Here is a 20,777-nt window from a genome sequence, read left to right as displayed (position 1 = left end):
GGCCGTCCGTCAGTAGCCGCGCGTCCGCTTGGCCGCGCGGCGCTTGGACGCCCCCGGGGTGCGCAGGAAGAGCCGCGAGACCTCGGATCCGAGGTTCACGCCGATCGCCAGGGCCAGGGCCAGGGCCGCCGCGTTGATGAGCGAGCCCAGGCCCTTGGTCAGCTGGTTCTCCGCGATCGACAGCAGCCCGTAGTACGTGGCCGAACCGGGCAGCAGCGGGCCGATGGCCGCCGTCACGTACGGCAGTGCCGAATGGTGCAGGTAGCGCGAGAAGAGCTGCCCGAACAGACCCACCACCCCCGCCGCCACGGCCGTCGCGGGTACCGGCGGGATCCCGCCCGCGTAGTGCATCGCCCCGAAGATGCACCAGGCCACCGCGCCGTTCAGGGTCACGATCAGCACCGTCGAGCGCTCCTGCTGGAGCAGTACCGCGAAGGTGGCCACCAGCACCATCGAGGCCGCGATCTGCACCACCGGCCGCTCGGTGATCTTCAGGACGGTCTCCGGGTCCAGCGCCGGACCGAGCTGGAGCCCCAGGTAGAGCACCACCAGCACGCCGATGATGATCCCGATGAAGAGGTACATGACCTCCAGAAGCCGGGCGGCGGCGGTGATGTAGTAGCCGGTCAGCCCGTCCTGCACGGCCGCGACCAGGGCCCGTCCGGGCAGCAGGGCGAACAGCCCGCCGGTGATCACCGCGGAGGCCCGGACGTCCGCGTGCATCAGCGACAGGGTCACGCCGATCGCCGCCGGCGGCATCGCCGCCACCACGAACTGGTAGAACTCCGGCAGCCCGCGCCCGGCCGCCAGCCAGGCCAGCCGGTCGCCCAGCACCGCCCCCAGCGCCGCCGCGAAGAACACCAGCACCTGCCCGCCGACCAGGGTCGAGGCGGCCCCCGCCAGCAGTCCGGAGGCGGCGGTCAGCACCCAGGTCGGGTACGGGTGCCGGTTGCGGCGGATCTCCGCGAGGCGCCGGTACGCGTCCTCCAGGGTGATCTCGGCGTCCGGCGCGCTCAGGTCCGCCACCAGCCGGTACACGGCCGCCAGGCGCGTGTAGTCGGTGCCGCGGCGGCGCACCGTGCGGGAGGCCGTGACCGGGTCCGCGATCAGGGACCGCTGGTGCGTGATGGACAGCATGGTGAAGGTGACCGTCGGCTCGCAGCGGTCCAGCCCGTACGAGCGGGCGACGGCGAACATCGCCGCCTCGACGTCCTCGGAGCCCTCGCCGCCCGCGAGCAGCAGCTCGCCGATGCGCAGGGTCAGGTCGAGTACGCGCCCGACCGGCGGACCCTCGTCCTCCGCCTTGGCCGCGGCCTCGGGTACGGGGCGCTCGCCGACCGGCATCCGGAGCATCGTGCGCATCCGGTCCTGCCAGGGCGAGTCCTTCAGCCGGGTGATCGGGAAGCCCTGGGGGGAGGTGTGGACGGCCGGCGAGTTCTGGGCGGAGTACGTGCTCGGCCGGTCGAAGGCGGAACCCTCGGGCTGGGTGAAGGCGGACCCCTCGGGCTCGGCCGCCACGGCTGCCGCCAGACCCGGCGGGACGACGAACTCCGACGTCGGCTGCTCGTCCTCCGGCGGCCCCGAGGCGGTCACCCCCGGCGGCGGCGCGAAGGCGCTCCGCGCCTCGTCGGACACGGGCTTCCTGAGGTCGCCGCCCTCTGTCCCCTCGGACTCCGCCACGCAGCACTCCAACCGTCCGGGCTCTTGATCCAGTATGCGGAACCGTTTCCTCCCAGGGGTACCCGGGAGGGCCACCCGGGAAGGGCCGGGGGAGGGGTCCGGACACGCCGACGGGCGGCACCCCGGGGGGTGCCGCCCGTCGAAGCGGAACAGCAGTGCGCCGGAGCGCGGGGGCTCAGTGGCCGCCCTGCTCCTGCAGCCGCTTGAAGGAGCGCTCGATCTCGGCCTCGGCCTCGATGCGGCCGACCCAGTCCGCGCCCTCGACCGACTTGCCCGGCTCCAGGTCCTTGTAGACCTCGAAGAAGTGCTGGATCTCCAGGCGGTCGAACTCGGAGATGTGGTGGATGTCGCGCAGGTGCTCCACGCGCGGGTCCGAAGCCGGCACGCACAGCAGCTTGTCGTCGCCGCCCGCCTCGTCGGTCATGCGGAACATGCCGATCGCGCGGCACTTGATCAGGCAGCCGGGGAAGGTCGGCTCGTCCAGGATGACCAGCGCGTCCAGCGGGTCGCCGTCCTCGCCCAGGGTGTTCTCGACGAAGCCGTAGTCCGTCGGGTAGCTGGTGGAGGTGAACAGGCGACGGTCCAGGCGGATCCGGCCGGTCTCGTGGTCCACCTCGTACTTGTTCCGCGAACCCTTGGGGATCTCGATGGTGACGTCGAACTCCACGTCCTGCTCCTCCGTGTCCAGCTTCATGCTTCGAGTGATAGCGCGTCCGGCCCAGCCCTGCCGGGTGGGGTGCCATGCTCGCGGCAAGACGCAGTGGTTAAGTGTCCCTCACGCAATACCGTGATCGCGAAAGGGGCTGGTCCGAGGTGCCATTGGTGAGGACGTGGCAGCTCGCCGCCGGTTCGGCGGCGGCCGGACTGGTCCTCTCGGCCGGGGCGGTGGCCCTGGCCGGGCCCTGGGACTCCGGCCAGCGTAAGGCCGAGCGGCACTGGGCCGCCTCCCAGGGCCGTACGGGTGGCGCAGATCACGGCGCGAAGGCCGCCGGCAGCGGCGGCCGCACCGGCCTGGACGGGGTCCCCGCGGCCCCCGCCGCCCCCGCCGTACTCCCCGCACTGACCGCCCCCGGCAGCCCGCCCGCAGCCTCCCCGGCCGCCGCGCAGGCCCTGGCGGCCGCCCTGCGGCCGCTGCTCGCCGACCCGGCCCTGGGGCCCGCCCCGGCCGTCTCCGTCGTGGACGCAGCGACCGGGCGCGTGCTCTACGCCGCCGGGCCCCGCCGCCCGGTGACCCCCGCCTCCACCGTCAAGATCGCGACCGCGGCCGCCGCCCTGTCCGCCCTCGGACCCGAGCACCGCATCGAGACCCGGACCGTCGCCGACCCCGACGGCCGGGGCCTCGTCCTCGTCGGCGGCGGCGACCCCGCCCTCACCGCCCGCCCCGGCCGCACCGACGGCGCCGCGCTGCCCGCCCTGGCCGCCGGGACGGCCGAGGCCCTCAAGGCCCGCGGCGCCACCCGGGTCGCCCTCGGCTACGACGCCACCCTCTACACCGGCCCCGCCCTCCACCCCCTCGGCAAGAACGAGAACCTCGCCCCCGTCAGCGCCCTCATGGCCGACCAGGGACGCCTCGACTCCTCCGCCTCCGGCACCGCCGAGCGCAGCGACGACCCGGCCGCCGACGCCGCCCGCGCCTTCGCCCGCGCCCTGCGCGCACACGGCATCGAGGTCACCGGCGCCCCCCGCGCCCGCAAGGCCGCCCCCGGGCCCGCCCTCGCCACCGTCCGCTCCGCCCCCCTCGCCGTCCTCGCCGAGCGGATGCTGACCCACAGCGACAACGACATCGCCGAGGCCCTGGCCCGCCAGACCGCCCTCGCCTCCGGCCGCCCCGCCAGCTTCGCCGGCGCCGGGCAGGCCGTCGCCGACCGGCTCCGCGCGCTCGGGGTCCCCCTCGCAGGCGCCCGCTTCGCCGACGGCAGCGGCCTCGACCGCGCCGACCGCGTCACCGCCGAGCTGCTCACCGCCCTCCTCGTCCGCGCCGCCGACCCCGCCCGGCCCGCCCTGCGCCCGGTCCTCACCGGCCTGCCCGTCGCCGGGTTCACGGGCACCCTCAGCGGCCGCTACGGGGACACGGGCGCGGCCCCCGGCCTGGTCCGCGCCAAGACCGGCACCCTCCAGGGAGTCGACTCCCTCGCCGGTACCGCCGTCGGCCCCTCCGGGCGGCTCCTCGCCTTCGCCTTCCTCGCCTCGGACACCCCCGCCCGTGACGCCGCCAGGGCCGCCCTGGACCGGCTCGCCGGGGCCCTCGCCGCCTCGGGCTGACCCGCCCGCCGCGGCGCCGGGCCCGCCCCGCCCCGCGGACCCGCCCGCGGGGCGGGCCGAAAAGGCCGTCCACAGGGCACCCCGGATCCGCCCCGGTCCACGTACGGTTGACGCATGACGAGCATCGGTGGTGCTTCAACGGGGATGGTGGACTGGAAGCTCGCGGTGGCCACCGCGACCCGGCTGGTCCGCCCGGGTCCGGAGGTCAGCCGGGACGAGGCCCGGCAGGTCGTGGCCGAGCTGCGCCGGCACGCCAAGGCCTCGGAGCACCATGTCCGGGCGTACACGCGCATGCTCCCCGAGGGCGCGGAGGTGCACGACACGCCCGTGCTCGTGGTCGACCGCGCCGGCTGGGCGAAGGCCAACGTGGCCGGCTTCCGCGAGCTGCTCTCCCCCCTCCTCGACAAGATGCAGGAGCGCCGCGCCCCCGGCGCCGGGGGCGCCGTGCTCGGCGCCGTCGGCGGCAAGGTCACCGGCGTGGAGCTGGGCATGCTCCTCGGCTTCCTCGCCTCCCGCGTCCTCGGCCAGTACGAGACCTTCGCCCCGCCCTCCCGCGACCTGCCCGGCTCGGAGCGCGGCGGCCGGCTGCTCCTCGTCGCGCCCAACATCGTCCACGTCGAGCGCGAGCTGGAGGTCGACCCGCACGACTTCCGCCTGTGGGTCTGCCTCCACGAGGAGACCCACCGCACGCAGTTCACCGCCGTCCCCTGGCTGCGCGACCACCTCCAGGGCGAGATCCAGTCCTTCCTGGGGGCCACGGACATGGACCCCATGACCGTGCTGGAGCGGCTGCGCGAGGCCGCCCAGTCCCTGGCCGGGGCCCGCCCCGAGGGGGACCGCGGGGAGGAGGGCCGCTCCCTGGTCGAGCTCGTCCAGACCCCCGAGCAGCGCGAGGTCCTCGGCCGGCTCACGGCGGTGATGTCCCTCCTGGAGGGACACGCGGACTACGTGATGGACGGGGTCGGCCCCGAGGTGGTGCCCTCGGTCGCCGAGATCCGCGAGAAGTTCCAGAAGCGCCGCGCCAGCGGGGCCGGGCGGCTCGACGCGGCCCTGCGCAAGCTCCTCGGGCTCGACGCCAAGCTCCGGCAGTACCGCGACGGGGAGCGCTTCGTCCGCGCCGTGGTCGGCCAGGTCGGCATGGACGGCTTCAACCGCGTCTGGACCTCGCCCAACACCCTCCCGACCAAGGCGGAGATCGCCCGCCCCGCCGACTGGGTCGCCCGCGTGCACCGCAAGCCGGGCCCGCAGGACGGCGGGAGCTGACGGGGCTGACGGGGGCGGCAGGACGCAGGTAGGCGGGGGCGACACGAACGAACCCGACGGGAGGTGCGGAAGTGACGCAAGGAGCCCCGTGTTGTCTCTGTGAGGGCTTCAGCATCACCCATCCGAGGGACCGTGGGCCGTGGATAGGCGTGCGATGCTCAGGGAACGGCTCGGTTCTGTCACCATCGACGCACTCTGAGTGACGACACTCCGGAACCGGCCCCGCGGGCCGAAGCCGGCGGCGCCACCCGGAGCGCACCCCGGGCCACCACCCGAAGCCACACCCCCGAGGCACCCCAACTCCACCGAAGGGCACCGGACATGGGTCCCCATCCAGCGGTCGCAGCGATACGCCTGGCGGTCCGCCGCGTACTCCACGACGTACTCACCGAGCTCACCGAGTCCTCTGAGCCCCTTGAGTCCACTGAGTCCTCTTTCGAGTCCCCCGAGCGCCCCGAGCTCGTCGGACGCCCCCGGGCCGCGGCCACCGCGCGGCGCGCGGGACGGTCCGCCGCGCCCGCCCCCCGGCGCGCCCCCGGCGAGCCCCCCCTGGTCCTCGTCGCCTGCTCCGGCGGCGCCGACTCGATGGCCCTCGCCTCCGCCCTCGCCTTCGAGGCGCCCAAGCTCTCCGTCCGCGCCGGCGGCATCACCGTCGACCACGGCCTCCAGCCCGGCTCGGACCTGCGCGCGGCCGAAGTCCTCACCCGGATGGCCGCACTGAGCCTCGACCCCGTCGAAGCCGTCTCCGTCACCGTCGGCCGCGACGGCGGACCCGAAGCCGCCGCCCGCGACGCCCGGTACGCCGCCCTGGACGAGGCCGCCGCCCGGCTCGGCGCCAGCGCCGTCCTCCTCGGCCACACCCGCGACGACCAGGCCGAGACCGTCCTGCTCGGGCTCGCCCGCGGCTCCGGCACCCGCTCCCTGTCCGGGATGGCCGAGCGCTCCGGCGGCAGCGCCGGCACCGGCCGGTACGTGCGCCCCTTCCTCAACATCGACCGCCAGACCGCCCGCAAGGCCTGCATGGTCCAGTCCCTGCCCGTCTGGGACGACCCGCACAACACCGACCCCGCCTACACCCGCTCCCGGCTGCGCCACGAGGGGCTCCCCGCCCTGGAGAAGGCGCTCGGCAAGGGGGTGGTCGAGGCCCTCGCCCGTACCGCCCAGCTCTCCCGCGACGACGCCGACGCCCTCGACGCCTGGGCCGCCCAGGCCGACGCCTCCGTCCGCGACGAGGGCGGCCAGCTGGAGTGCGCCAAGCTGTACGCCCTGCCCCCCGCCGTCCGCCGCCGCGTACTGCGCCGGGCGGTCGTCGCGGCCGGCTCCCCCGCCGGTTCGCTCTTCGCCCGGCACATCGAGGAAGTGGACCGCCTCATCACCGGCTGGCGCGGCCAGGGGGGCATCAACCTGCCCGGCCGCGTCGAGGCCCGGCGCCAGGGTGGCAGACTTGTCATCCGGCAGGGCTGAAGGTGCTGAATCACGGCTGAGTCCTCCGGGCTACCCCCGGAGCCCCGGCCGACAACGAAAGTGATGCGGGTGGACGAGAAGGACATGGGCAGCGACCTGGCGTCGGTGCTCATCACCAAGGAAGAGATCGACGCGAAGCTGGCCGAGCTGGCCGCGAAGATCGACACGGAGTACGCGGGCAAGGACCTGCTGATCGTCGGCGTCCTCAAGGGCGCGGTGATGGTCATGGCGGACCTGGCGCGCGCCTTGTCCACCCCCCTCACCATGGACTGGATGGCGGTGTCCTCCTACGGCGCCGGCACCCAGTCCTCGGGCGTGGTGCGGATCCTCAAGGACCTGGACACCGACATCAAGGGCAGGCACGTCCTGATCGTCGAGGACATCATCGACTCCGGCCTGACCCTGTCGTGGCTGCTGTCGAACCTGGGCTCCCGCGAGCCGGCCTCCCTCGAGGTCGTCACGCTGCTGCGCAAGCCCGACGCCGCCAAGGTCGCCATCGACGTCAAGTGGGTCGGCTTCGACATCCCCAACGAGTTCGTCGTGGGCTACGGCCTCGACTACGCCGAGAAGTACCGCAACCTGCCCTTCGTGGGCACCCTCGCCCCGCACGTCTACGGCGGCTGAGCACGCGCCCCGCGCCCCCCGGCGGCCCCGGCCGCCGGGGAACCGTCCCGGAATTCCCGCCGTTGGAGCAGGGGAAGGCGGTTTTGTCAGCCGTCCCGCCAGGTCACGGGTGACAATGCAGGGGTACATTCCGTAGAACCGAAGAACAGTTCTTACTCACAGTCTCACTCGCAGCAGCATTTACCTACGGGCAGGAGGGACGGGGCGCTTGCCGCCCCGTATGGATGGACGTGAAGCGATACTTCCGTGGGCCGGTCATGTGGATCGTGCTGGCCGTCCTCGCCGTGGTCGTGTTGATGAATGTCGTTGGTTCGTCCGGCGGCTACAAGTCGGTGGACACCAGCAAGGTTCTGCACGCGATCAGCCAGAACCAGGTCGAGTCGGCGAAGCTGACCACCGGTGACTCCCAGATGATCAAGATCGAGCTGAAGGACGGCCAGAAGCTCGACGACAAGACAAGCGGCAGCAAGTTCCAGGCGAACTACATCGGCAACCAGGGTGTCGACATCGCCGAGCAGCTGCAGACCGCTTCCGACAACGGCCAGATCCCCGACGGCTACTCCGTCTCGCCGGACAAGACCAACCCGTTCCTGGGCGTGCTGCTCTCCCTGCTGCCGTTCGTCCTGATCGTCGTGGTCTTCCTGTTCCTGATGAACCAGATGCAGGGCGGCGGCTCCCGGGTCATGAACTTCGGGAAGTCCAAGGCCAAGCTCATCACCAAGGACACCCCCAAGACGACCTTCGCCGACGTGGCCGGGTCGGACGAGGCGGTCGAGGAGCTCCACGAGATCAAGGAGTTCCTGCAGGAGCCGGCGAAGTTCCAGGCCGTCGGCGCCAAGATCCCCAAGGGCGTGCTGCTGTACGGCCCGCCCGGCACCGGCAAGACCCTCCTCGCGCGCGCCGTCGCGGGCGAGGCGGGCGTCCCGTTCTACTCGATCTCCGGCTCCGACTTCGTCGAGATGTTCGTGGGTGTCGGCGCCTCGCGCGTCCGCGACCTGTTCGAGCAGGCGAAGGCCAACGCCCCCGCCATCGTGTTCGTCGACGAGATCGACGCCGTCGGCCGGCACCGCGGTGCGGGCCTCGGCGGCGGCCACGACGAGCGCGAGCAGACCCTGAACCAGCTCCTCGTCGAGATGGACGGCTTCGACGTGAAGGGCGGCGTCATCCTGATCGCCGCCACGAACCGGCCCGACATCCTCGACCCGGCGCTGCTGCGCCCCGGCCGCTTCGACCGGCAGATCGCCGTCGACCGCCCGGACATGCAGGGCCGTCTGGAGATCCTCAAGGTCCACCAGAAGGGCAAGCCGGTCGCTCCGGACGTCGACCTCTCGGCCGTCGCCCGCCGCACCCCCGGCTTCACGGGTGCCGATCTGTCGAACGTGCTGAACGAGGCCGCGCTCCTGACGGCCCGCTCGGACAAGAAGCTGATCGACAACCACATGCTGGACGAGGCGATCGACCGCGTCGTGGCGGGCCCGCAGAAGCGGACCCGGATCATGTCCGACAAGGAGAAGAAGATCACCGCGTACCACGAGGGCGGACACGCCCTGGTCGCGGCGGCCTCCCCGAACTCCGACCCGGTACACAAGATCACGATCCTGTCCCGCGGCCGGGCCCTCGGCTACACGATGGTGCTCCCGGACGAGGACAAGTACTCGACCACGCGCAACGAGATGCTCGACCAGCTGGCCTACATGCTGGGCGGCCGCGCGGCCGAGGAGCTGGTCTTCCACGACCCGACCACGGGCGCCGCGAACGACATCGAGAAGGCCACTGCCACGGCCCGCGCGATGGTCACCCAGTACGGCATGACCGAGCGCCTCGGCGCGATCAAGTTCGGCGGGGACAACACCGAGCCGTTCCTGGGCCGCGAGATGTCGCACCCGCGGGACTACTCGGAGGAGGTCGCCGCGCTGGTCGACGAAGAGGTCAAGAAGCTCATCGAGAACGCGCACAACGAGGCCTGGGAGATCCTGGTCGAGAACCGCGACGTCCTCGACAACCTCGTCCTCGCCCTGCTCGAGAAGGAGACGCTGGGCAAGGAGGAGATCGCCGAGGTCTTCTCGACCATCGTCAAGCGCCCGGCCCGCCCCGCGTGGACCGGATCCTCGCGCCGTACGCCGTCCACGCGTCCGCCGGTGCTCTCCCCCAAGGAGCTGTCGCTGACGAACGCCGCCAACGGCACCGCGGCCCCGGTCAGCACGGACAAGGCCGTCGAGGTGGCCCCGGAGGACCGCCCCGAGGCCTGATCCCCCGGTCCCACCGGCCCGGAATGGATGCCGCGCCCCCCAGGTTCTAGCCTGGGGGGCGCGGCACTTTCACATGCCGGCCGCGAGCGAAGACAGGAACGAGGCACACATGACCGACCCAGTGACCCTGGACGGCGCGGGCACGATCGGCGAGTTCGACGAGAAGCGCGCCGAGGCCGCCGTCCGAGAGCTGCTCATCGCGGTCGGCGAGGACCCGGACCGCGAAGGCCTCCTGGAGACCCCGGCGCGCGTGGCGCGGGCGTACAAGGAGATATTCGCGGGCCTGTGGCAGCGGCCCGAAGAGGTGCTGACCACCACCTTCGACCTGGGCCACGACGAGATGGTCCTCGTGAAGGACATCGAGGTCATGAGCTCCTGCGAGCACCACCTCGTCCCGTTCCACGGCGTGGCGCACGTCGGCTACATCCCCTCCGCCGACGGCAAGATCACCGGCCTGTCGAAGCTGGCCCGCCTCGTGGACGTCTTCGCCCGCCGCCCCCAGGTGCAGGAGCGCCTGACCACCCAGATCGCGGACGCGCTGATGGAGATCCTGGAGCCCCGCGGCGTCATCGTGGTCATCGAGTGCGAGCACATGTGCATGACCATGCGCGGGGTCCGCAAGCCCGGCGCCAAGACCATCACCTCGGCGGTCCGCGGCCAGCTCCGCGACCCCGCCACCCGCAACGAGGCCATGAGCCTCATCATGGCCCGCTGACCGGGGGACCTCAGGCCCGCCCGCGCCCGCGTGCTGCTAGGCGCGGGCGCGGGCGCCGCCCGGACCGGACTCGTCCGTGTCCTCGGGGAGCTTGCAGACCCGCTCCAGGAACAGGGCCGCGGCGATGACCGCGGCGCCGGCGAGGACCGAGAAGCCCGCGTAGAGGGCCTGGTCCCGGCGCGCCGGGACCTCCAGGCCGTCCATGAGCAGGAAGACGCCCGTACCGCCGTACATGCCCGCCACGAGGGCCGCGACCAGGGCGCTGGCCTGCCCGAAGACCACGGACCGGGCCGCCATCAGCGGCTCCACGCCCTTGGCCCCGGGCCGGCGGTCGCGCTGGGCCCGGAGCCGGGCGCGCAGGGACAGGGCCGTGGCCAGCAGGACCACGGCGATCACGGCCAGCACGATGGGGGCCGCGAGCGGCACCCCGGGCAGGGTGCCGTACGCGCTCCAGAGCCGGGCGCCCGCCCAGGACAGCACGCCGGCGATCACGAAGATCCCGGCGAGGACGCCCAGCCTCAGTTGCTTCACGTGCCTGCTCCCCGTCGTCCGTACGCGTGCCCGCACCCGTACCGCTGCGTATGCCCGGGTCCCAGGCTAGCCACTACTCCGGGAGACGGAGCTCCAGGTCGGTGCGCGGCACGACCCCGGAGCGGTCCACGCCGGCGAGCAGGGCGGCGACGGCCCCGAGCCCGGGCAGCTCGGCGGCGGGGTCCACGTCCTGCCAGGGGGCCAGGACGAAGGCGCGCTGGTGGGCGCGCGGGTGCGGGAGGGTCAGCACCGGGTCGTCGGAGACCACGTCGGCGTACGCGACGATGTCCACGTCGATCGTGCGCGGCCCCCAGCGCTCCTCGCGGACCCGGTCGAAGGCCTCCTCGATGGCCTGCCCGCGCTCCAGCAGCGAGCCGGGCGGCAGCGTGGTCTTCACGATCACCACGGCGTTCAGGTACGAGGGCTGGGAGCCGGGCTCGACGCCCCAGGGCTCCGTCTCGTACACCGGCGAGACGGCCTTGACCCGCATGCCGGGGGTGTCCCCGAGGGCGTCGATGGCGCCCTGGAGGGTCTCCAGGCGGTTGCCGAGGTTCGCCCCGAGGGCGATCACGGCGCGGTGCGGGTTGGAGAGGGTCACGTCGGCCGCGTCCACCTGCTCGACGACGGATGCCGGTACCGGCTGGACGGTGGGGTCGCTCTGGGCGTTCAGGCCGTTGTTCATGCGCGGCTCCGGGTGATCGTGATGGTCACGTCGTCGAAGGGGACCGTGATCGGGGCGTCCGGCTTGTGGACGACCACCTCGACCTCGGCGACCGCCTCGTGCTTCAGGCACTGCTGGGCGATCCGCTCGGCGAGGGTCTCGATCAGGTCCACGGGCTCGCCCTGGACCACGCCCACGACCTCCTCGGCCACGACGCCGTAGTGCACGGTCTTCGCCAGGTCGTCGTCGGCCGCTGCGGGGCGGGTGTCGATGTGCAGCACCAGGTCCACGATGAAGGTCTGGCCCTCCTCGCGCTCCCGGGGGAAGACGCCATGGTGCCCGCGGGCCTTGAGGCCGCGCAGCGCGACACGATCCACGCGAATCACTCCAACTTTCGTAGGTACGTCCGGACCCGGGGCTCCCCGGTTCCATGGGCCTACGCCGAGTGCGGTCGGCGTCGTCCTCCTTCGAATTTACCTGCGGGTGGTGACAGCGGTCGCCCATGGGGTGGCCCGAAGCGGCTCCGCGCCTCCGGATCGCGTGTATCCGCACCGTGCGCTCTCCCCCTCTCCGGCCGCGGTCCGGCCCCCTTCGAGGAGGCTCCGGGGCGGCGCCCACCAGGCCTCAGCCCGCTTCCTCCTCCTCGTCCCCGTCGGACTCCGTCAGCACCGGGGAGCCGTGGTGGGACCAGATCCGCCAGCCCGCGGGTGTGCGGCGGAACACATTGGTGGCGACGACCAGCTGGCCCACGAGGGGGCCCAGCTCGCCGCCGTCCTCGGCCGGCCCGCCGCTGAGGATGTTCTCCGTGCACGTCACCACGGCGGTGTCGCCCATCACGGTGACCTTGGTGTCGGTCAGGAAGAACTGGATGTACTCCGTGTTCGCCATGATCAGCGCGTACGAGCGGAGCACCTCGCCCCGGCCCGACAGCACCGGCCAGCCCGGATGCACGCAGGAGATCTCGTCGTCCAGCCACAGCGCGGACACCTCGTCGAAGTCCCCGCGCTCCAGGGCCTCGTAGAAGGCCGTGTTGGCCTCCTCCACCGCCTCGGTGCCGCCGCTCCCGCCGGCCGGCCCGCCGCCCCCAGGGATCACAGGGCCCCCTCGACGGCCCGCGCCACGCGCACCGCGTCCGCCGTGGCCCGCACCTCGTGCACGCGCACGGCCCAGGCGCCCTCGTGGGCGGCGATGGCGGAGACCGCGGCGGTGGCCGCGTCGCGCTCGCGCGCGGGCGGCGGGGCGGTGTCCCCGGCGCCGGCCAGCACCCGGCCCAGGAAGCGCTTGCGGGAGGCCGCGACCAGCAGCGGCCGGCCCAGGGCGCGCAGCTCGCCCAGGTGGGCGACGAGCGCGAGATCGTGCCCGGCCTGCTTGGCGAAGCCCAGACCCGGGTCCACGACCAGCCGCTCCGGGGTGATCCCGCCCGCCACCACGGCGTCCATCCGGTCCCGCAGCTCGGCGGCGACCTCGGCCACCACGTCCCCGTACACGGCCCGGCTGTTCATGTCGGCGCTGAAGCCGCGCCAGTGCATCACGACGAACGGCACCTCGGCGGCGGCCACCGCCGGGATCATCTCCGGGTCCGCGAGCCCGCCGCTGACGTCGTTGACCAGCACCGCGCCGGCGGCCACGGCCTGCGCGGCGACCGCCGCCCGCATGGTGTCCACGGACACGGTGACCCCCTCGGAGGCCAGCCCGCGCACCACCGGGACCACCCGGCGCAGCTCCTCCTCGGCGTCCACGCGGCTGGCGCCCGGGCGGGTGGACTCCCCGCCCACGTCGACCAGGTCGGCGCCCTGGGCCACCAGGTCCAGGCCCCGCTTGACGGCCGCGGTGGTGTCGAAGAAGCGGCCGCCGTCCGAGAAGGAGTCGGGGGTGACGTTCACGACGCCCATCACCGCGCAGCGGTCCCAGTCCGGAAGCCCGTCCACCCGGCCCCGGCCCCGGCCCTGCACCGGCGGCCGGTCCCGGCCCGGGCCCTCGGGGACGCCTGCACCGCGCACTGTGTTCATGGCTCCAAGGGTAGGGCCGGGTGTCCGGGCCTACGCGGCCCGTACCTCCCGCTCGGACGCGGAGGCCGCCGCCGGGGCGGCCAGGGCGGTGGCCGGGGCGGCGGAGTGCGCGCACGGGCGGGGCTGGCGGGGCGGCTTGCCGCGGCCCAGCAGCCGCGGCAGGGCCAGGGTCACGAAGCCCTCGGCCTGCATGGCCGCGAAACCGATGCGCGGCAGGTCGGAGGTGTTGCGGAAGACCACGAACCGCGGCTCCCAGCGGGGCCGGAACTTCGCGTTGAACTTGTACAGGGACTCGATCTGGAACCAGCGCGACAGGAAGACCAGCAGCCCGCGCCACATCCGCAGCACCGGCCCGGCGCCGATCTTCTCGCCGCGGGCCAGGGCCGAGCGGAACATCGCGAAGTTCAGCGAGACCTTGTCGACCTTCAGGCCGGGGGCGGCCTGGAGGGCGGCGACGATCAGCAGCTCGTTCATGCCCGGGTCGGCGGCGCGGTCCCGGCGCATCAGGTCCAGGGACATGCCGTCGGGACCCCACGGGACGAAGTGGAGTACGGCCTTCAGGTCCCCGTACGGGGATCCCTGGTCACCGGACGAGTCCTTGCCGTCGGCCGGCCCGGCCAGGTGCGCCGTCGCGATGACGCAGTCCCCGTCGCCGGGCTCGCCCACCCGGCCCAGCGCCATCGAGAAGCCGCGCTCGGTGTCCGTGCCCCGCCAGGCCGCCGCGGCGGCCCTGACCTGCGCGAGCTCGGTCTCGTCCAGCTCGCTGACCCGGCGCACCCTGGTCGTGTACCCGTTGCGCTCGATCCGCTTGACCATCTGGCGGACGTTGCGCATCGCCCGCCCGCTCAGCGAGAAGTCCGCGACGTCCACGATGGCCTCGTCGCCGAGCTCCAGGGCGTCCAGCCCGGTCTCGCGGGTCCACACCTCGCCGCCGGTCTCGCTGCACCCCATCACGGCCGGGGTCCAGGAGTGCGCCTTGGCCTCGTCCATGAACCGCTCGATGGCGCCCGGCCAGGCCTCGACGTCGCCGATCGGGTCGCCGGAGGCCAGCATCACACCGGACACCACGCGGTAGGTGACGGCCGCCTTGCCGCTGGGGGAGAAGACCACGGCCTTGTCGTGCCGCAGGGCGAAGTGGCCCAGGGAGTCGCGGCCGCCGTGCCGGTCCAGCAGCCCGCGCAGCCGCACCTCGTCCTCGGCGGTCAGCCGGGCGGCCGGGTGCTCGGGCCGGAAGGCCAGGTAGATCGTGGTGACCGCGGTCAGCAGGCCGAGGGCGCCGAGGGAGTAGCCGACCGTCCAGGACACCCGTCCGGCGTAGTCGACCGGCCCCTCGAAGCCGAAGAGCCCGTACACGACGTGGGTGAGCTGCTCCGCGATGCCGGGATCGCCGACGACCCGGCGCGGGTGCGAGTTCACGATCACCAGGCCGAGCCCGATGGAGCCCGCGCTCATCAGCACGAAGTTCGCCAGGGCCTTCCAGCGGCTGCGCGGATCGGGCAGGGCGTCGAATTCCCCCTGATGGCGCAGGAGCAGCGCGAGCAGCGCCGCCGCGATCAGGACCCCGGCGACCGAGTGCCGGTACGTGAACTGCGCCACGGCCCCCGCGGGCAGCAGGACCACCGCGGCCCGCCAGGCCCGGCGCTTGCGCCGCTTGAGCCCGTGCGCGAGCAGCAGGAGCAGGACGCCCGCGCTGATCGCCAGGGCCGCGGCGAAGGGGCCCAGGGAGCCGGGCAGCACCTCGGTGACGGCGTGGATACGGCTGTGCCGGAAGCGGGGGAAGACCCCCGCCGCGATGTCGAGGAGGCCGACGACGGCCACCGCCGTGCCGACCAGTCCGGGCACCGCCTCGGGCCGTGGCCCGCGCAGGATGCGGCGGCCGATGCGGCCGACTGCCGACGGAGCCGACGGATCGGACGGAACCTGTCCCGACTTATCGCCATCTATCCTGCTAGACATCGCTTCCCGTTGCTCCGTGAGTGATCCTGTGGCCGAGGTGCCACAGCGGCATCCGGACATGTGCGACCACTAGGACGACGCAGGACGGAAGCGGGTTCACTGACCGGTAGGAAAAAACTCGAACCGCCACAAGCTCGTACGCGAAGACAAGCTCGTGCCGCCATCAGAAAGTCACTGACTGCTCATGGGTCTCACCAGCAATACGGTTCTCGTGCTGGCGATCATCGCCGGCGTGCTGCTCTTCGGAGTCACGGTCTGGCTGTGGCCGCGGCTTTCGGGCCGCAGCTGGCGTGCCGTACTCGGCCGGATCGGCCTTCTGCTCGCGACCCAGCTCGCGATTTTCTCCGCCGTCGGACTCGCGGCGAACAAGTCGTTCCTCTTCTACGGGTCCTGGGCCGACCTCTTCGGCCAGGAGACCGAGATGGGCGTGGTCGTCGACCACTCGGCGGGCGGCAAGGACATCAGGGTCGTCGGAAAGCAGAAGCTCGACGTACCCGGCGGGAACCGGCCCGCGGTCGGCGGTGAGATCCAGAAGGTGGTCCTGGCCGGCAGGCAGTCGAAGATAACCAGCCCCGGATACGTCTACCTCCCGCCGGAGTACTTCCAGCCGCAGTACGCCCAGCAGGACTTCCCCGCGGCCGTGGTCCTCACCGGATACCCGGGAATCGCGGAGAACCTGATCAAAGGGCTGAACTACCCGATGACGGCCTACAAGCAGGCCAAGGCCGGGAAGATGAAGCCGATGATCCTCGTGATGATGCGGCCGACCGTGGCCCCGCCGCGCGACACCGAGTGCGTCGACATCCCCGGCGGCCCGCAGACCGAGACCTTCTTCGCCAAGGACGTCCCCCAGGCCGTCCGCGACAGCTACCGCATCGGCGGCAAGCCGCAGAACCTGGCCTTCGTCGGGAACTCCACCGGGGGCTACTGCGCCCTGAAGATGGGCATCCACCACTCCGGCACCTTCGGCGCGGCGGCCGGGCTCTCCGCGTACTACAAGGCGGCCGACGACCCCACCACCGGCGACCTCTTCCACGGCGACGCGGCCCTGGAACAGCGCGCCGACCTGCTGCGCAGCCTCAAGGAGAAGAAGCCGGACGGCACCTCCTTCCTGGTGACCTCCAGCAAGAAGGGCGAGGACAACTTCAAGCCCACGCAGCAGTTCATCAAGACCGTCCCCGCGGGCGACAGGGTCTCCTCGATCACCCTCGACAGCGGCGGTCACAACTTCAACACCTGGCGGCGGGAGATCCCGCCGATGCTGGTGTGGCTGAGCGGGCGGCTGCAGGCCTGAGCAGGGGCTCTTCCCCGCACTCCGGTTGCCTCAAGGCCACCCCCATCTCACCTCCGTTCAACCATGCATGACAATGCGTCAACAGTCATTGTCATGATCGACACGCGTGACCGCGCCGCCCGTGCGCGCCCGCGTGTCGGGTACGGGGGAAGACACAGGTGGGACCCATATCCAGAGCGGGCGCGGCCGTCGTGGCCGCGGCCGTCGCCGGCACCCTGCTGGCCGGAGCGCCCGCAGGGGCCGAACCGGCCCCCGGCACCCGGACCGCGGCGCCGGACGCGCAGGCGTCCCCGCAGGCCGGCCCGCGGCGCAGCGTCACCCTGATCACCGGCGACCGCGTCGAGGTCGCCGCCGACGGGACCGTCGTACGCCTCCACCGCGGTGCGGGCCGGGAGCAGACCCCCGTCCAGATCCGGCGCGAGACCGCAGGCACGTACGTCATCCCCCTCGACGCGCGCCGCCTCCTCGACGACGGCGTACTGGACCGGCGGCTCTTCAACGTCACCCGGCTGATCGCCGACGGCTACGACGACGCCCGCAGCGGCAGCCTGCCCCTGATCGTCGGCTACCGCGCCGCCACCGGCCTCGCCGCCGGACGCGGACCCTTCACCGCAGTGCCCGTCCAGGAGCGGCGCGCCCTGCCCGCCATCGGCGGAGAGGCGTTCCGCGCCCCCAAGGCGCAGGCCGCAGGCCTGTGGTCCGCCGTCACCGGCGGTACGGGCACCGGGCCCGGCAGGACGGCAGCGGGCCGCCCCGCCGGCGGGTTCGCCACCGCCGCCCCGCAGATCGAGCGCGTCTGGCTCGACGGCAGGGTCCGGCCCCTGCTCGACGTGAGCGTGCCCCAGGCCGGGGCCCCGGGCGCCTGGGCCGCCGGGGCCACCGGCAAGGGGATCAAGGTCGCGGTCCTCGACACCGGCGTCGACGCCACCCACCCCGACCTCAAGGGCGTCGTCATCGCCCAGAAGAACTTCACCTCCGTGACCTCCAAGGACCGGATGGGCCACGGCACGCACATCGCCTCCACCATCGCCGGGTCCGGGGCCCGCTCGGGGGGCAGACTCAAGGGCATGGCGCCCGGCGCGAAGATCCTGGACGCCAAGGTCCTGCCCGACGGCCCCGGCGACCAGTCCGACATCGTCGCCGGGATGCAGTGGGCCGTCGACCAGGGCGCCCACGTCGTCAGCATGAGCCTCGGCGGCGAGGACGCCGTCGGCGCGGACGACCCCACCGAGGAGGCGATCGCCCGGCTCGCCGGCAAGGCCCTCTTCGTCGTCGCCGCGGGCAACGAGGGCAGGACGGGGGAGAGCACCGTCACCTCGCCCGGTTCCGCCCCGGCCGCACTGACCGTCGCCGCCGTGGACAAGAAGGGCGGGCTCGCGGACTTCAGCAGCCGCGGCCCCACCGCGGACGGCCGGGCCAAGCCCGACATCAGCGCACCCGGCGTCGGGATCCTGGCCGCGGCCTCCGCGGACGCCTGGACGCCCTCGCCCAGCGGATACGTCGTCAACCAGGGCACCTCGATGGCCACCCCGCACGTCGCGGGCGCCGCCGCACTGCTCAAGCAGAAGCGCCCGACCTGGACGAACGCGCGGATCAAGGCCGTACTGACGGGCTCGGCCGCGCCGAACGCCGCGCTGCACCCGTACCAGCAGGGCTCCGGCCGGGTGAACGCCGCCTCCGCCGTCAAGGCCACCGTGGTCGCCGAGTCCGGCACCGCGGACTTCGGCACCGCGCTCTACCCGCACACCGACGACGCCCCCGTCACGAAGACCGTGACGTACCGCAACCTCGGTACCGCGGCCGTCACGCTGAACCTGACCACCGCGGCCATCGGCCCCGCGGGCCGCCCCGCCCCGGCCGGCATGTTCACCGTCAAGGACGCCAGGATCACCGTCCCTGCGGGCGGCACCGCCAGCACCAGGATCACCGCGGACACCCGGCTGGGCGGCGAGCTCAACGGCGCCTACGGCGGCACCCTCCTCGCCTCCGGCGGGGGCCAGGCCGTCCGCAGCGCCTTCGTCGTCTACCGCGAGGTCCCCGGCTACACCCTGACCGTCAAGCACATCGGCCTGGACGGCGCCGCGTCCAAGGACTTCAGCAGCGAGGCGCTCTCGCACACCACGATGGAGTGGCGGCCCGTGAGCACCCCGAAGGGCGCCGGCACCACCACCGCGCGGCTGCCCCGGGGCCGGTACACCCTCTCCTCGGGGGTCTTCGGCGGCGCGAAGTTCGCGAGCGTCCTGCAGCCGGTGCTGAACCTCAACGCCGACACCACGGTCGTCGTGGACGCGCGCAAGGCCAAGCCCTTCAAGATCAGCGTCCCGGACCCGGCCGCCAAGCCGAGCGACGCCGCCGTCGGATACCAGGACTTCCTGGGCAACCTGTCCACCAGCTGGTCGGTGGGGGACGGCACGGACGTGCTCACCGCCCACCTCGGCCCCGAGGCACCCGGCTTCCACGCCCAGTTCAGCGCCCTGTGGCAGGTCCCCGGCAAGGAGGGCCGCAGCGCCGAGTACCGGCTGTTCTTCCCGCAGTCCGGCCGCTTCTTCACCGGCCTGGACCGTACGCTCGCCAAGACCGACCTCGCCGAGATCGGCCTCGGCCTGGCCGGCTCGGCGCCCGGCACCAGGGCCCTCGTCGCGGGCCGCCCGGAGGCGGCCGACGGCGGCTGGAACATCGGGTACCAGGCCGGGACGGCGTACGCCCTCCCCGCCGCGGCGCGGCAGTACGTCACCACCGCCGGCCAGCGCTGGACCTGGCGCGTCAGCCAGCTCGGGCCCGAGGGCGAGGAGCGGATCGGTCACTCCCTCGGCCCCCACACCTACACACCGGGCAGCCGCCACGCCACCACCGTCGGCGGGGCCGTCGTCGGCCCCGACCTCGGCGAGCAGCGCGGGGTCGGCGCGACCCGCGGGGGAGACCTCCTCCAGGTGTCGGTCCCGATGTTCGCCGACGGCGCCGGGCACCGCAGCCGGCCCGTCGTGACGGGCGGGTTCAGCCGGCTCAGCAGCGGCAGCACGGTGATCGCCCAGGGCCGGCCGGGCACGTTCAGCACGGACCTCCCGAGCGCGGCCGAGCGCCCGTACACCCTCTACATGGAGGCGACCCGGTCCGCGAAGGACACCGCCACCAGCACGAAGGTCGCCGTCTCCTGGAGCTTCACCTCCGCCCGCCCGGAGGGCGGGGGCGAGACCGTCCTCCCGCTGACCGCGGTCCGGATGGCCCCCGCCGTGCCGCTGAGCGGCACCGTGAAGGCGGGCAGCACCCTGACCGTCCCGCTCGTCCTGAGCGGGGCCGCGGCCGCCCCCGGCAAGCTCGCGGCCCTCGCGGTCAGCGCCACCTTCGACAACGGCGCCAGCTGGGTCAAGCTCCCCGTCGCCACCGACGCCAAGGGCAACCGGACGGTACGCGTCACCCACCCCGCGGGCACGAAGTCGGTCTCCTTCAAGACCGCGGCCCGCGACACGGCGGGCAACACGGTCACCACGGCCATCACACACGCCTACCGGGTGGGGTAGGGCACGTGTAGCGGTACCGCGTCCACTGCTGCGCCCCTGCTCCCGGGATTCCCGGGGGCGGGGGCGCGGTGGGTTCTGGGCGGCCTGCCCCTGGCCGGGGTCTCCTCCCCCGCCTATACGCCTCGGCCGGCCGGCGTCTGCCCACCACTTCCGAGTACCGCCCGGCGGATCGCAGAGCACGGCACCGGCCCGGCGGCCTGCGCCCAGCCGGGGGCGGCCTGGCGGCCGCCGAGTGGCCGGAGCGGGTAGCGATCGCTGGCGGCCTACGCCCCGGCCCCGGCCGGTCCGGCTGCCGCCGGGTGGCCGGAGCGCGTAGCGGTCGCTGGCGGCCTATGCCCGGCCCCGGCCGGTCCGGAGGCCGCTGAGACGGCCGCGGCTGTGTAGCGATCCGTTGCGGCTTGTGTCGGTTGTCTTTCCGCCCGGAGGGCGGGGGTCGGCCGGTGCTCTGGCTCGCCTGGCCGACGCTGACCGGCCTGGGCCTTGGTCCCCCTGCTGCTTTTTCTCCTGTGGCTGCTGGCAAGTCTGGGACTTGACGTCCCGTGGTGCCCTGT

Annotated in this window: 16 protein-coding genes; 8 read left to right on the top strand and 8 right to left on the bottom strand. The window is 73.3% G+C overall.

Translation table 11 applies throughout. The features are described 5' to 3' along the window. Window positions 1–9: 9 nt before the first annotated feature. Both ACZ7JZ_RS18085 and ACZ7JZ_RS18080 read right to left on the bottom strand, forming a co-directional pair. Window positions 10–1,680: a threonine/serine exporter family protein gene (locus ACZ7JZ_RS18085; protein ID WP_470939972.1), complete on the bottom strand. Its 1,671-nt coding sequence runs from the start codon at window positions 1,678–1,680 to the stop codon at window positions 10–12. A gap of 175 nt (window positions 1,681–1,855) precedes the next feature. Then, window positions 1,856–2,347: an inorganic diphosphatase gene (locus ACZ7JZ_RS18080; RefSeq protein ID WP_470940261.1), complete on the bottom strand. Its 492-nt coding sequence runs from the start codon at window positions 2,345–2,347 to the stop codon at window positions 1,856–1,858. Window positions 2,348–2,493: 146 nt separating this feature from the next. On the opposite strand from ACZ7JZ_RS18080, the gene dacB reads away from it, so the two are divergent. The 6 genes from dacB to folE all read left to right on the top strand — a co-directional run bounded on the left by dacB (window position 2,494) and on the right by folE (window position 10,257). Beyond that, complete coding sequence (gene dacB, locus ACZ7JZ_RS18075; protein WP_470939970.1) at window positions 2,494–3,942, top strand: D-alanyl-D-alanine carboxypeptidase/D-alanyl-D-alanine endopeptidase; 1,449 nt, start codon at window positions 2,494–2,496, stop codon at window positions 3,940–3,942. Window positions 3,943–4,056: 114 nt separating this feature from the next. After that, a complete protein-coding gene (locus ACZ7JZ_RS18070) occupies window positions 4,057–5,205 on the top strand; it encodes a zinc-dependent metalloprotease (protein WP_470939967.1) in 1,149 nt (382 codons plus the stop codon). 321 nt (window positions 5,206–5,526) lie between these two features. Continuing rightward, a complete protein-coding gene (gene tilS, locus ACZ7JZ_RS18065; RefSeq protein ID WP_470939964.1) occupies window positions 5,527–6,669 on the top strand; it encodes a tRNA lysidine(34) synthetase TilS in 1,143 nt (380 codons plus the stop codon). A 63-nt stretch (window positions 6,670–6,732) separates the two neighbouring features. Further along, window positions 6,733–7,293: a hypoxanthine phosphoribosyltransferase gene (hpt, locus tag ACZ7JZ_RS18060; RefSeq protein ID WP_470939962.1), complete on the top strand. Its 561-nt coding sequence runs from the start codon at window positions 6,733–6,735 to the stop codon at window positions 7,291–7,293. Between the two features lie 224 nt (window positions 7,294–7,517). Next, on the top strand, window positions 7,518–9,542 hold the full coding sequence (gene ftsH / locus ACZ7JZ_RS18055; protein WP_470939959.1) for an ATP-dependent zinc metalloprotease FtsH: 2,025 nt from the start codon (window positions 7,518–7,520) through the stop codon (window positions 9,540–9,542). Window positions 9,543–9,651: 109 nt separating this feature from the next. Next, window positions 9,652–10,257, top strand: a complete 606-nt coding sequence (gene folE, locus ACZ7JZ_RS18050; protein ID WP_470939956.1) for a GTP cyclohydrolase I FolE — start codon at window positions 9,652–9,654, stop codon at window positions 10,255–10,257. 36 nt (window positions 10,258–10,293) lie between these two features. On the opposite strand, the gene ACZ7JZ_RS18045 is transcribed toward folE, so the two are convergent. From ACZ7JZ_RS18045 to ACZ7JZ_RS18020, 6 genes are all read right to left on the bottom strand, one after another. Beyond that, the gene (locus ACZ7JZ_RS18045; protein WP_470939953.1) at window positions 10,294–10,788 is read right to left on the bottom strand and encodes a DUF3180 domain-containing protein; all 495 of its coding nucleotides are present in this window, start codon (window positions 10,786–10,788) and stop codon (window positions 10,294–10,296) included. A gap of 73 nt (window positions 10,789–10,861) precedes the next feature. Beyond that, window positions 10,862–11,470: a 2-amino-4-hydroxy-6-hydroxymethyldihydropteridine diphosphokinase gene (folK, locus tag ACZ7JZ_RS18040; RefSeq protein WP_470939950.1), complete on the bottom strand. Its 609-nt coding sequence runs from the start codon at window positions 11,468–11,470 to the stop codon at window positions 10,862–10,864. Beyond that, window positions 11,467–11,826 carry a dihydroneopterin aldolase gene (folB, locus tag ACZ7JZ_RS18035; RefSeq protein WP_470939947.1) on the bottom strand — a complete coding sequence of 120 codons (360 nt, stop codon included), beginning with the start codon at window positions 11,824–11,826 and terminating at the stop codon, window positions 11,467–11,469. Before folB ends, folK begins: the two co-directional genes overlap by 4 nt. Window positions 11,827–12,073: 247 nt before the next feature. Beyond that, window positions 12,074–12,544, bottom strand: a complete 471-nt coding sequence (locus ACZ7JZ_RS18030; RefSeq protein ID WP_470939944.1) for a nuclear transport factor 2 family protein — start codon at window positions 12,542–12,544, stop codon at window positions 12,074–12,076. Next, entirely contained in the window at window positions 12,541–13,341 is an 801-nt protein-coding gene (gene folP, locus ACZ7JZ_RS18025) for a dihydropteroate synthase (protein WP_470940258.1), read from the bottom strand. Before folP ends, ACZ7JZ_RS18030 begins: the two co-directional genes overlap by 4 nt. Before the next feature lie 147 nt (window positions 13,342–13,488). Then, window positions 13,489–15,414, bottom strand: coding sequence for a phosphatidylglycerol lysyltransferase domain-containing protein (locus ACZ7JZ_RS18020; protein ID WP_470939941.1), 1,926 nt, complete (start codon window positions 15,412–15,414; stop codon window positions 13,489–13,491). A gap of 184 nt (window positions 15,415–15,598) precedes the next feature. Between ACZ7JZ_RS18020 and ACZ7JZ_RS18015 the strand changes: the two genes are divergently transcribed. Both ACZ7JZ_RS18015 and ACZ7JZ_RS18010 read left to right on the top strand, forming a co-directional pair. After that, entirely contained in the window at window positions 15,599–16,708 is a 1,110-nt protein-coding gene (locus ACZ7JZ_RS18015; RefSeq protein WP_470939937.1) for an alpha/beta hydrolase, read from the top strand. A gap of 158 nt (window positions 16,709–16,866) precedes the next feature. Continuing rightward, window positions 16,867–20,226 carry a S8 family serine peptidase gene (locus tag ACZ7JZ_RS18010; RefSeq protein ID WP_470939935.1) on the top strand — a complete coding sequence of 1,120 codons (3,360 nt, stop codon included), beginning with the start codon at window positions 16,867–16,869 and terminating at the stop codon, window positions 20,224–20,226. Window positions 20,227–20,777: the final 551 nt, after the last annotated feature.

It is taken from the genome of Streptomyces sp. NPDC038213 (assembly GCF_055600495.1).
The sequence above is the reverse complement of the archived record's forward strand: the minus strand, read 5'-3'. Positions and strand labels throughout refer to the sequence as shown.